This is a genomic window from Amniculibacterium aquaticum (genome assembly GCF_003852705.1).
GTDB lineage: Bacteria > Bacteroidota > Bacteroidia > Flavobacteriales > Weeksellaceae > Amniculibacterium > Amniculibacterium aquaticum.
Genome location: NZ_REFA01000001.1, coordinates 1 through 12,095, shown reverse-complemented (window position 1 = coordinate 12,095; position 12,095 = coordinate 1). Strand labels below are relative to the sequence as shown.

General features: G+C 36.3%; 11 protein-coding genes. 4 read left to right on the top strand and 7 right to left on the bottom strand.

Annotation, left to right across the window (positions count from 1 at the left end; translation table 11 throughout):
• Positions 1-28 precede the first annotated feature (28 nt).
• The 7 genes from EIY84_RS00055 to EIY84_RS00025 all read right to left on the bottom strand — a co-directional run bounded on the left by EIY84_RS00055 (position 29) and on the right by EIY84_RS00025 (position 9,077).
• On the bottom strand, positions 29-727 hold the full coding sequence (locus tag EIY84_RS00055) for a C40 family peptidase (protein WP_124639219.1): 699 nt from the start codon (positions 725-727) through the stop codon (positions 29-31).
• 331 nt (positions 728-1,058) lie between these two features.
• Positions 1,059-3,488 carry a TonB-dependent receptor domain-containing protein gene (locus EIY84_RS00050; RefSeq protein ID WP_124639216.1) on the bottom strand — a complete coding sequence of 810 codons (2,430 nt, stop codon included), beginning with the start codon at positions 3,486-3,488 and terminating at the stop codon, positions 1,059-1,061.
• 169 nt (positions 3,489-3,657) lie between these two features.
• Positions 3,658-4,053 (bottom strand): hypothetical protein, encoded by a 396-nt coding sequence (locus EIY84_RS00045; protein WP_124639214.1) that lies wholly within the window; start codon positions 4,051-4,053, stop codon positions 3,658-3,660.
• 75 nt (positions 4,054-4,128) lie between these two features.
• A complete protein-coding gene (locus EIY84_RS00040; RefSeq protein WP_124639212.1) occupies positions 4,129-4,815 on the bottom strand; it encodes a response regulator transcription factor in 687 nt (228 codons plus the stop codon).
• 18 nt (positions 4,816-4,833) lie between these two features.
• Positions 4,834-6,381 carry a sensor histidine kinase gene (locus EIY84_RS00035; protein ID WP_124639210.1) on the bottom strand — a complete coding sequence of 516 codons (1,548 nt, stop codon included), beginning with the start codon at positions 6,379-6,381 and terminating at the stop codon, positions 4,834-4,836.
• A 174-nt stretch (positions 6,382-6,555) separates the two neighbouring features.
• The gene (locus tag EIY84_RS00030) at positions 6,556-6,939 is read right to left on the bottom strand and encodes a COX assembly mitochondrial protein (protein ID WP_124639208.1); all 384 of its coding nucleotides are present in this window, start codon (positions 6,937-6,939) and stop codon (positions 6,556-6,558) included.
• 83 nt (positions 6,940-7,022) lie between these two features.
• Positions 7,023-9,077, bottom strand: a complete 2,055-nt coding sequence (locus EIY84_RS00025; RefSeq protein ID WP_124639206.1) for a S9 family peptidase — start codon at positions 9,075-9,077, stop codon at positions 7,023-7,025.
• A 105-nt stretch (positions 9,078-9,182) separates the two neighbouring features.
• On the opposite strand from EIY84_RS00025, the gene EIY84_RS00020 reads away from it, so the two are divergent.
• From EIY84_RS00020 to EIY84_RS00005, 4 genes are all read left to right on the top strand, one after another.
• Positions 9,183-9,659, top strand: coding sequence for a hypothetical protein (locus tag EIY84_RS00020; RefSeq protein ID WP_124639204.1), 477 nt, complete (start codon positions 9,183-9,185; stop codon positions 9,657-9,659).
• Positions 9,660-9,847: 188 nt separating this feature from the next.
• Positions 9,848-10,441 (top strand): RNA polymerase sigma factor, encoded by a 594-nt coding sequence (locus EIY84_RS00015; RefSeq protein ID WP_124639202.1) that lies wholly within the window; start codon positions 9,848-9,850, stop codon positions 10,439-10,441.
• Between the two features lie 211 nt (positions 10,442-10,652).
• On the top strand, positions 10,653-11,348 hold the full coding sequence (locus tag EIY84_RS00010) for a YjjG family noncanonical pyrimidine nucleotidase (RefSeq protein ID WP_124639200.1): 696 nt from the start codon (positions 10,653-10,655) through the stop codon (positions 11,346-11,348).
• 240 nt (positions 11,349-11,588) lie between these two features.
• Positions 11,589-12,095 (top strand): Crp/Fnr family transcriptional regulator (locus EIY84_RS00005; protein WP_164471985.1); only part of this gene is annotated, 507 nt, incomplete at its 3' end.

Here is a 12,095-nt window from a genome sequence, read left to right as displayed (position 1 = left end):
CTTTTTCATTCTATATCGTTAACTTTTTCTAGTTATTGTTCGCTGTAGATTCTTTGTTATCGGAAAAGTCTTCATCCAGAATTCTTTTTGCAAAACGATAACGATTTCCCCAATACGAATCGGTATTCAAGGTGGACACCATCACTCCTTTGGATGTAGAAGCATGAATGAATTTAACATCGCCATCTGAAGTAACATCATAGACAATACCTACATGAGAAACGCGGCTTCCTCTGGAGAAAAACAACAAATCTCCTTTTTGAAGTTCTTCTTTACTAACATTATATCCTTCGTGGGATTGAGATGCTGCAACTCTTGGCAAATTCATCCCGGCAACGGCTCCAAAAACAGATAATACAAAAGCCGAACAATCGATACCACTTCTAGAAGTCCCACCCAAACGGTACGGAGTGCCTAGATACGATTCGGCTTCGGTTAAAAGTCCATCAATTAATTTGGAATGACGAATGGCCCTTTCAATGACGGATCTTTTAGATTTTGACCTTTCATTGGCCAAATCATTCTTATGATTGAGCGAGGTAAAACTGCTGATCAGCTCTTTTTTATTTCTTTCCAATTGTCTATCGCCGGCATCGGCACTATTGGATTCTGTTTTGTATTCTTTATTATAAAATGACGGTTTTGCAACCACATAATCAGTTACGCAAGATTGCATGGACAATGCAGATAATACCAATGTAAGATAAAATACGATCCCTTTCTTCATATATGCTTGATTATCTATTGATTAACAATAATTATATTTTCAAAAGCCTAACAAAGATATCGATTCGCATTTAGAACAGTCATGATTTATGTTAGCTCCGAGATGGTTTTAACATTTTTTAACATTTTATCTCGAATTTTACCTTTTCAAATCGCTGAGAACTGCGACAAATAGGTCAAAAATGATAATTCTTCTTTAAGATTTTTTAACATTTAAAGAATCATCAATAAAAAAGCTAATATTTTATTCATTTAAAAACAAATGCCGCCCTTTTTGAGGACGACATTCTAAACAAGCTTTCATAAAAGTGTACTAATTCTTCAGGAAGCTCTTAAAATTTCACATCAAAACCAACATAGAAGTTTGCCGGCATGATCGGAGCGTAGATCAAACTGCTATCAAAATAACTTCCAAATGGATTTTTAACATCCATAATTGGATTCATCTGTTCGTAACCGGTAAGGTTTTCGCCACCAAAATAGGCTCTGATATTTTTATTGAACTGATACGCTACTTGTGCATTCAGTGTAACATATTCTTTGGAGTAAGGTGCCAACTGAAAAGCTGTAGGATTGGATGTCGTATCCGGTAATCTTTGTTTTCCTACAAATTGCAATGTGGTATCAAAAGACCAAAAAGCGTCTTTTGCATTTTTGTTGGTAGCATAAGCAGCATTAAAAAAACCTCTGTTTTTCGCCATAAACGGCACTTCTTTTCTTCCGCTGTGGTAATCGGCTTGTACATCGTAATATTTATACGCCACCCTTAGATCCAAATTTTTAACGGGTGAAAAATCCAACTGTGTTTGGAAAGAGTTGGCAAAAGATTTTCCGTCCAGATTATAAATGGATAATTTTTGTGGGTTATCCAAATCGACCAAAACTTGATTTTGGAAATCGGTTCTGAAGAAATCGGCTACCAAAGTTGCTTTTCTGTTGAACAGTTTGAACTCTTGCTGAAGACTTGCTCCGTAATTCCAAGCAACTTCCGGCTTCAATCCGTAAATGTTACCTCCGTTTGCGTGAATGTCCACCACTCTATTGGATGCAAAGTAGTGTTGATTTTCTGCAAACACATTGGCCGTTCTAAAACCTTTTCCTGCGGACAATCGCACAATGGTTTTAGGTAAAATATCGTATTTCAAATTCAATCGAGGCGAAAATTGTGTGCCTGCCAAATTATGAAAATCGACTCTGGCACCTGCTACCAAAGTGAACTTGTCCCCAGTCATGGTATATTCTGCAAATGCACCAGGAACGGTTTCGGTTCTTTTGTACAATTGAGTCAAATAATTTTCATCAAATAGGTCCATTAAGAAACTTGCTCCCAATTTATACTTATGATTGGTATTCACAATCATGTCTTCATAAATTAAATTGGAATAAAAAGTTTTCTGATTTCCGTTATAATTTCTAAGGCCGTAAAAGCTATTTTGTTGGTGATAGGTAAACTGATTCATCCAGCCCAAACTCTGATACGGTCTTCCCGGAAATACGAAACCTGTTTTGTTCCACACTTGGAATCTTTGCGTATCAATCCCTACTCCATAAGCCGATTGCTGACTTTGTGGTAAATTCCAATCGTAGTTGGTTTGTCCTGCTTTTCTATTGTCTTTCAAAAAAGTAATCCCGAAATGAGATCCGAATCCTGAATGTCCTAAGTCGTTAAAATTCAAAAGATAGGCAGCATTCAACTGATTTCCTTTTGGTCTATCCAAAAAACCATCGTTGTTATCGTCGATGTTTCCAAAAGTTCCGTTTCCATGAAGCAAAATACTTTGGTCCCAGTGTTCATTGATTTGTGAAGTTTGCGTGAGATTCAGCTCGGTTCTCCCTTGGAAATCGGCAAAAACATTCAGATTGGTTTCGGGAGTTTTGTTAAATTTCAACAATTCGGTATTGATCTGTCCTGTAATCCCTTCGTATCCGCTAGTTACGGTACTTCCTCCTTTGGTCAACTGAATGCCTCCGATCCATCTTCCCGGGATAAAATTAAGTCCATACGCAGAAGCCAAACCTCTGATTTCTGGCAATAATTCTTTGGTTAGTGCCGTATATTTTTGATCCAGTCCTAACATTTTCAACTGCTTCGCACCTGTCACCGCATTGGAAAAAGACACATCTACAGTGGCATTGGTTTCAAAACTTTCAGAGAGGTTACAACAAGCCGCTTTTAGCAATTCTTTTTGATCAATTTTAAAGGTTAAATCAGCAGACTTTCTGCTCAAAGCCGTTGTTGCTTGTGCTTTGGTTACGGTTACGCCTTCTATGTTAGAATTTCTTATTTGATCTTTTTTATGATCGTGTTCCGCATGTTCATCCACTTCTTCTTTTTTTGCATGATCGTGACCGGCATGAGGATCGTCGTCTTCTTTCTTCACTTCAACCGGTGTTGCATTGTTAGGACTTTCAGTTGAGTTTTTTACAGGCGGACTTACCCTTTCATAATGACAACATCCTGAAAGTTTTTCGTACACCTCATCCTTGGCTTTGTACTTTTCGTTGTCGTGTCCCACTGCAGCAATGTCTTCTAATATTTTATCCAAAGAAGTTTTAGCGGCATCGAATTCCACATTCAGCATCTTGGTTTCGTCGTTCCAATTTGCGGATGTTGCTCCATTTTTTTTGGCGGTTTTTTCGATTCTTTCTTTACACATCCCACAGTCTCCATTCACCCAAGCTTCGATTTTGGTGCTTTGTGCAAATGCAAATGTGCTAAGTAATAAGACGAAAATATATAAAGTTTTTTGTATTGTTTTCATTTTAAAATCATAAATAGGTTAACTTTTTCATCAACATTTCGTTGATACATAAAATAGTAATAAAATTCATTTTAAGTCACAAATTTCAAAACAAATCTGTGAATACCAAATCGTTACACTCTCAAATTTCAATTTGAAAAATGCATAATTTGTGCTGTAAATTATTAGATTAACCTATTTTTGGCGGTTGCCAAATTTTTGAAAAAATACTTGAAAATTCTGGAGTAACATAAGAAAAGTCCTCCTTTTTGTTTTTGAAATCCACGGCCAGATCAGGCATCTCCTGATGATTTGGAACTTGGAAAACAGCTATTGAAAAATGGCAAATATCACAATTGTTGCAGTTTCCTGTACAGTGGTTTTTGTTTTTACCATCTTTATGACAAGAGTCGGATTTATGATCGGACTTGTGTCCTGCTTTGATATCTGACTTGCAATGATCTTGCTGGGTAATCGATACCGCACAGCAAGACTCGCCTACATTTTGACCCAAGAAATATTGTTTGGGAATGACAAACAGTCCCAAGCATAAAATCAAAAGCCAAATGTGCAGATGTTTTGCCATAATTGGTGCAAAGGTAAAGATTAAATTTATTTTCAGATAAAAAAAGACTGAAAATTATCAGTCTTTCAATTCATTTTAGTTTTTCACCAGCAAACGGAACCCTTCACCATGGACATTGATGATCTCCAATCCATCGTCGTCTTTAAGGTATTTACGCAATTTTGCAATGTACACATCCATACTTCTGGCGGTGAAATAATTTTCTTTTTTCCAAATTTTTCTGAGTGCCAAATCTCTTGGCATAAAATCGTTTCTATGCAGGCACAACAATTTCAGCAATTCGTTTTCTTTTGGCGATAGCTTGTACTCGTTATCCTGAACCTTTAATTGCCTTAAAATGGAATCAAAAAGCATGTTGCTGATTTTGAATTGTTCTTGATCTTCTGCATCGGTTGCGGTACTTCTTTGCAAGATTGCTTTTATCTTGTACAACAACAATTCGGTATCAAACGGCTTGGTGATGTAGTCATCGGCACCGATTTGGTAACCTCTCAGTATGTCTTCTCTCAAATTTTTTGCGGTAAGGAAAATAATGGGCGTGGCTTTGTCTAATTTTTTCACATCTTCAGCCAAAGAAAAACCGTCTTTCTTAGGCATCATGACATCGAAAATGCAGATGTCGAATTCGCCATCAGTAAAGGCTTTCAGGCCTTGCTCGCCATCGGTTGCTAAGGTAACATCAAAATTATTGATGCTCAGGTAATCTTTTAGTACGGCTCCAAAACTTTGGTCGTCTTCTACTAATAATATTCTGCTGTTCATAAGGTTATTTTTTGGTGTTTATAAATTCATTGGTATTTTCACAATAAAGGTTGATCCTTTGCCCTTAATGGACTCTACAATAATCTGACCTTTGTGCAATTCTATTATTTTTTTCACATACGAAAGTCCAAGTCCTTGTCCTTTCACATTGTGGATATTTCCGGTTTCTTCTCTGAAAAATTTTTCGAAAATTTTCAGTTTATTTTGAGTTTCCATTCCCATGCCTTTATCGGAAATTTCTATCACATAAAACTGACCTTCATTTTTCGTTTTCACCTTTATTTCTGGTGCTTCTGGAGAATATTTATTGGCATTATCCAACAAATTGACCAATACATTGGACAGGTGAAATTCATCTACTTTAAAAATGTATTTTTCCGTATTAAAATCCTGGGTTAGCGATCCGTTTCTTTGAGCAACAATGAGACCTACGGACTCAGAAACACTTTTGATTAAGTCTCTAACATTGGTTTCTTTCAGGTGAAGTTGCACTTCATTTCGCTCCAACTTGCTCATATTCAAAACATTTTCTACCTGCTTTTTCATCCTCAGATTTTCTTGTTTGATGAGGGTAGCGTAATATCTGACCTTGTCCGGATTGGTTGCTATTTTGTCGTTTGCCAAAGAGTCTGTCGCTACGGATATGGTTGCCAACGGTGTCTTGAACTCGTGGGACATGTTGTTGATAAAATCCGTTTTGATATCCGCAATTTTCTTCTGTTTCATCATATAACTGATGGAGATGATGTAGATGCCCAAAATGGTGAGCAACGAAAGAAAAGTCCCCAAAAGTTGGGGCAAGTTGTTTTTGGCTAAGGAATAATCTTTTTTGGGGAAAACCAAGTTAAGGGTGTATAATATCCTGTCTTTGCTGTCGGAAAACAGCGGATACGAATAATTGGTTTTGTCCTTTTCCGTTTTATAAACCTCATCGGTCATTGAGGTTAGTTTTTGATGCTTGTCAAAAACTCCATACCCAAACTGAGTGTCGATGCCGTTGAGCTTCAGTTCATAGGTCAAAACAGAATCCAATACTTTTTTATTCACCCTTTTTTCTATGGGCAAATTGCTGGCATCCAACTTTACAAATTCTTTTAAGGAATAGGTATTGTCCTTGAAGTCCTGGCTCATCTTGGTGGTGAGCAATTCGAGGTTGTTGCTTTTTTTAAATTTCAAAATACCCTCATCGGTATAGACTTTTGTGGTTTTCAGGCTATCGCCTTGTGTTGAAATAGGAATGTTTTGGTTTTCAATAATTTTCGATTGAAAAGTTATTGTTTTCCGATTCGCCGAATCGGCATTTTGCTGTATGTAGGTTTGTGACGGTTGGTTGGAGCCTTTGACAATGGTGTTTCCAAAATTTTTAAAATCTTGGTTCATGTATTTTTCGGCTTCAATTTCTGAAATTTTTACGGCAGCACTTTCCATGGCGGTATTGACCCTGTTGGAGAACTGCTCTTCCAATGCACGATAATATCCCTTGAGCCAATACACCTGTAGCGTAACGAAAACTATGAGTGAAATCGTCATGAATACAGAGATGACCGGGATGAATTTATTGTTCATGGACTTTTAATTTAATGAATTTTTGTTAAAATTACGACTTTTAACATTCATTAAACAAATATTGAGCCAAAAAATTACGGTTAGATTCTTAAAACCCATCATTTTAAGAATTTAACCGCAATGGATATGAGAGTGTTTTGTCTTTAATACAAACAGATGAAATAAAGCTCTTTATTACCCCTCCAACTTTTCTTGAATCTCTCGCTGGGTTTCTTCATCAAACAATTCTTCGTCCATAAAGTACTGAATGATGGCTTTTTTCATGAGGATTTGTTGCTCGTTGGGTTTCAGTTCCGGTAAGGTTTGCAATTCCACAAAATGAGGATAGCCATCGTCGTCATAATGGGTGAATTTGTAATAACCAAAAGGCTCTAACAGACGGCAAACCGCAATGTGCAAGATGTTTATTTTGTCATCTTTGCTGTATTTCTGCATGCCACTGCCCAACTCTTGTATCCCAATCAGATACAAAAGAGTGTCTATCGAAGGATGTTTTTCGGTTTGAAAATGTTCTTCAAAAAAAAATTCTACTTTGGACCATAATATTGCTTCTGTCATTTTATCAATTTAATTGTTTAACAATTTGGGTTCAATATTAAACCCTTCTTTCACGCTCAAAGGTAATACACTTGGTCGTTCGTTTAGCACTTCGTGGCTAATTGCTCCAATTTCAACAAGAAAGCGTATTCCAAAGCGTCTTCTTTCAGGCTTTCGAATCGGCCACTTGCACCACCGTGTCCGGAACTGAGGTCGGTTTTAAATATCAACAAATGATCATCGGTTTTTAGCTCTCTCAGTTTGGCGGTCCATTTTGCCGGCTCCCAATACTGCACCTGACTATCATGAAAACCCGTCGTAATCAATACATTGGGATAATCTTTCGCTTCCACATTATCGTACGGCGAATAGGATTTCATATACTCGTAGTATTTTTTCTTTTTGGGATTTCCCCATTCGTCAAATTCACCTGTCGTAAGCGGGATTTCTTCGTCCAACATGGTCGTTACCACATCCACAAACGGAACTTGAGCGATAATTCCGTTGAACAGTTCGGGTTCCATATTCATCACAGCACCTACCAAAAGACCACCGGCAGAACCGCCCATGGCATAGAGGTGTCCAGGCGAAGTGTACTGTTGACCGACCAAATATTTTGCGGCATCGATAAAATCGTAGAATGTATTTTTTTTGTTGAGCATTTTTCCGTCTTCGTACCAATCTCTTCCTAAGTATTCGCCTCCTCGAATATGCGCAATGGCATAGATAAAACCTCGATCCAATAAGGACAACCTAACATTGGAAAAACCTGCGTCCACCGTATGTCCGTAACTGCCGTATCCGTAAATTAACAGTGGTGTATCAGCAGATTTTGTGGTGTTTTTATGATAAACTATGGAAATCGGAACTTTGGTTTTCCCATCTCTGGACGGCGCCCAAATCCTTTCGGAAATGTAATTTTCTTTTAAAAATTTGCCTCCCAACACTTCATGTTGTTTCAATACCTCTGTGGTTTTCACCTTCATATCGTACTCCAAAGTAGCATGAGGCTGGGTCATGGAAGTGTATCCGTAACGAAGTTTATCCGTATCAAACTCCAAATTGGAAGCGATGTATGCGGTATAAGTTGGATCTGAAAAAGGCAAATAATAGGAATTGTCACTTGCAAAATCTATAATTTTTATTTGCAACAAACCTTGCTCTCGCTCTTCCAAAACCAAGTAGTTTTTGAAAATTTCAAATCCTTCCAACAATACTTCTTTGCGATGCGGGATAACTTCTTGCCAATTTTCTTTACCACAGGCATCCACTTTGGTTTTTACCAACTTGAAGTTGGTGGCTTCATCGGCATTGGTGATGATGTAAAACTCGTCCTGATAATGTTCTACAGCGTATTCTAAATCGTCTTCACGAGACTGAATGATGGTAAAATCTGCCAAAGGTGTATCTGCAGAAATAAAACGATGCTCATCCGAAATAGAGCTGGAACTTGCGATGAAAACATAGTCTAAACTCTTGGTTTTGTACACATTAACATCAAAGGCATCGTCTTTTTCATGAAAGATAAGAACATCGTCTTTGGTCGAAGTTCCCAATTGATGCCTGAAAACTTTATACGCTCTCAAACTCTTGTCCTTTACGATGTAAAAAACATACCGGTTGTCGGCTGTCCAAACGGCTTTACCCGTACAATTGTTTATTTCATCTGTTAAAAACTCGCCGGTTTCTAAGTTTTTGAAACGAATGGTATAAATTCTTCTTCCCAAAACATCTTCGGAAAAGGCTGCTATTTTATTGTTCGGACTCACAGCAATACTGCCAAGGTCATAGAAATCTTTACCTTCAGCCAATTCATTGGCATTGATGATGATTTCTTCCGTGTTTTCTAAATTTTGAAATTTCCTGGTAAAAATTGGATATTCTTTTCCGGCTTCGTATCGTACAATATACCAATAAGCATTGAAAAAGTAAGGTAAAGACTCGTCGTCCTTTTTGTATCGGGCTTTCATTTCCTCGTACAAATCGTTTTGCAAGTCTTCGGTGTCTTTCATCATGAAATCACAATAGTCGTTTTCTTTATTCAGATATTCTAAAACTTCAGGATTTTCTCTTTCGTTCAGCCAAAAATAATTGTCGATTCTTTGGTCGTTATGAATTTCTAAAATTTTCTCTATTTTCTTAACCTTAGGTGCTTGCATGTTCGATTTTAAGTCTGCAAAGATAGGTCATTTCCATATAAAAATTTTTCAGATTCTTTAGGTTTCGGTAAAACTTTATACTTTTACCCCTTAAATTAATTTAGAATGTTCCATAAACTGATCGCCCCAATATTCATATTTTTATTTTCCATTTCCACACAGGCACAAATAACAACACACAGCACCGTTTATGCAGGATACCAATACCAAAACCAAAGTTTTGGAGAATTGGGAGCTCGATTTATTTTTTTGAAGAACGACGACTTTCTCTACCGATTGGGTGGCGGTGTGCTTTTGGGCTCTGTAAACAGTCAATTTGCTGTGATCCCGAAAATTCAAGGTGAAATACTCGTCAATACGGAGAAAAATGTGGACATCCACCATTCCTACTACTTTTTGACAGGAGCCGAAATCAGTACAAAACACATCTCGCCCAAGATTGGAGCATCGCTTTTTGGCATCATCGACCTAACAGCAGGCTATGCTTTTCCCTTGGATAAAAACGGCATCAACGGAAAGAAATTACAAGGACTGAATTTCAATTTTACACTCAACATTCCGCTGGCAGTCTTTAGTAAATAATACTTAGTCATCAAGAATCGAACATTGTATATGTTAAAATTCAATTTTTAATGCAATACATTGCAAATAATTTATATTTTTACCCCGAACAAAACGCAATTTTTATAGATAACACTTTTACTTCTTTTAATTAATAAAAAAACAACCAGCTGTTTGCCGTTACGCAAGGAGTGCAAAGAAGTAATAACATGAACGAGATTGCCGACAACCAACTGATTTCTCAGTATAAAAATGGAGACGAGAATGCCTTGTCCCAATTGATCATCCGCTACCAAAAAGAGTTATTCTCCTTTATTTATTATAAAATTTTAGATGACGATTTGGCCAATGACATCTTTCAAGATACCTTCATGAAAGCCATTATCGTAATAAAAGAAGGGAAATACAACGACGAAGGAAAATTTGTGGTTTGGATCAAAAGAATCGCTCATAACCTGATTATCGATCATTTTAGAGCCAAATCCAAAAGAACCATGATCTCCGACAGCAACAATCCGTCCGATGAATTTTCGATTTTCGATTTCATCCAAGAACAATCTGATAACATTGAAGATCGTTTGGTGAAAAATCAAATCGTTGCAGACCTTTACAAAATGATTGACTTATTGCCTGAAAACCAAAAAGAAATCATCAAACTTCGTTTTATTGACAATCTTAGCTTCAAAGAAATTGCCGAACATACCGATTCCAGCATCAACACCACTTTGGGAAGAGTCCGTTATGCCTTAATAAATTTGAGAAAAATAATGGTTGAAAATCAAATTATTTTGACAATACAATAATAATTTAACAGAAAAATCGTTTTAGATACAAAATAAGCTTGTGCCTATGAAAAAAAACGATTCTTTGTCCGTCAAAAAACGGATGCCCAAAGCCAAAACCGTACAATTTATTTTAAATTTTTCTAAAAGTTTGGCAGCTGTTAAAACCCCAATAAAAACCTTTTGCATTTGCAAGAATTAAAACAAGATTAATTAATTACTTTTGTGTCTTATGAAAATAAGGCACATTTTTTTTGACCTCGACAACACCCTTTGGGATCATCGTAAGAATGCTTACCTCACCCTGAAAACCATTTTTGAAAGGGAAAAAATTAAGGAAAAATACCATTTGAATTTCGAGGACTTCCATAAAGAATACTTCACCATTAACGAACACCTTTGGGCACAAATTCGTGATGGCAAAATCGACAAAATCCATTTGAGAAAACACCGTTTCTACGACAGTTTTTTATTTTTTGGCATCGACAATATGGAACTTTCACAGTATTTTGAATCGCATTTCTTAGACGAAATCCTCGCCTACAATCACTTGGTAGAAGGCTGTTTGGAAGTTTTGGATTATTTGAAAACTAAAAACTATCGCTTGCATATTCTATCCAACGGCTTTCACGAAGTAACCCACAGAAAAGTAAACGAATCGGGAATTTCTCAATATTTTGACACCGTAACTTCTGCAGACGAGATCAACATTAGAAAACCTCAGCCAGAAATTTTCCAATTGGCCATCAATAAAGCCCATGCCAAAACAGAAGAAAGCATCATGATTGGTGACGATTGGATTGCCGATATCGAGGGTGGACTTTCCTTCGGAATGGAAGTGGTTTTCTTTGATGTTTTCAACGACGATCTGTACCAAGAAAAGGTGAGGACCATAAAAAAATTAACCGACCTCAAGGAAATTTTATAGTTATCTGCTATGCTACCAAAAAGCGTGTCTAAACAAAGATTGTGAAAACTTAAACCGAACTGAATGAATAATTTTTACACTCCCCACGCAAAATTTATTCTTTTTTCCAGCACCTTTTCTTGCCAGCGCGCATTGCACATCCTGCATTTTGCCCTGTGCACATTCCAACAAAAATGCAGGAAGATCCAATTTTCCTCCAACTTTTTTAAAAAAATTGTATTTTAGAAAAAAAATAAGGACATGACAAATTTTATTGAACATATTAGAACTGTCAAGAAGATTAATGAAACAGACGTGAATAAATTTGTTTCAATTTTTTCATATCAAAAGTTAAAAAAAAATGAAATTTTAATTAATAGTACTCAAATATGTGATAAGGTTTTTTATGTTGAAAAAGGAGCGTTAAGAGCCTACTATATTGATGAAAATGGAATTGAAAAAACTCGTTTGATATCATTAGAAAACCAATTCTGTTCAAATTGGGCCAGTTTTCATAATCTTTCGCAAAACTGTGAAATTATTGAATCTTTAGAGGAAAGCATTGTCTACTATGCCACCTATTATGATTTTTATAGTGTAGTTAATTCTTCTTTTGAACTTCACAAAATATATTCATTAATACTAGAAAAATTTCACACTTATCAAATAAAGAGATTTGAATTTATAAGTAATCATTGTTTACAAAAAAGGATTGAAAAAATTGATATTTTTTTCCCAAAGTTAAAATCTAGGATAACAAATAAAGTG

Bases quoted from the DNA above. Each gene is read 5' to 3' on its own strand.
- EIY84_RS00055 (WP_124639219.1), bottom strand. From the start codon at position 727: ATGAAGAAAGGGATCGTATTTTATCTTACATTGGTATTATCTGCATTG.
- EIY84_RS00050 (WP_124639216.1), bottom strand. From the start codon at position 3,488: ATGAAAACAATACAAAAAACTTTATATATTTTCGTCTTATTACTTAGC.
- EIY84_RS00045 (WP_124639214.1), bottom strand. From the start codon at position 4,053: ATGGCAAAACATCTGCACATTTGGCTTTTGATTTTATGCTTGGGACTG.
- EIY84_RS00040 (WP_124639212.1), bottom strand. From the start codon at position 4,815: ATGAACAGCAGAATATTATTAGTAGAAGACGACCAAAGTTTTGGAGCC.
- EIY84_RS00035 (WP_124639210.1), bottom strand. From the start codon at position 6,381: ATGAACAATAAATTCATCCCGGTCATCTCTGTATTCATGACGATTTCA.
- EIY84_RS00030 (WP_124639208.1), bottom strand. From the start codon at position 6,939: ATGACAGAAGCAATATTATGGTCCAAAGTAGAATTTTTTTTTGAAGAA.
- EIY84_RS00025 (WP_124639206.1), bottom strand. From the start codon at position 9,077: ATGCAAGCACCTAAGGTTAAGAAAATAGAGAAAATTTTAGAAATTCAT.
- EIY84_RS00020 (WP_124639204.1), top strand. From the start codon at position 9,183: ATGTTCCATAAACTGATCGCCCCAATATTCATATTTTTATTTTCCATT.
- EIY84_RS00015 (WP_124639202.1), top strand. From the start codon at position 9,848: ATGAACGAGATTGCCGACAACCAACTGATTTCTCAGTATAAAAATGGA.
- EIY84_RS00010 (WP_124639200.1), top strand. From the start codon at position 10,653: ATGAAAATAAGGCACATTTTTTTTGACCTCGACAACACCCTTTGGGAT.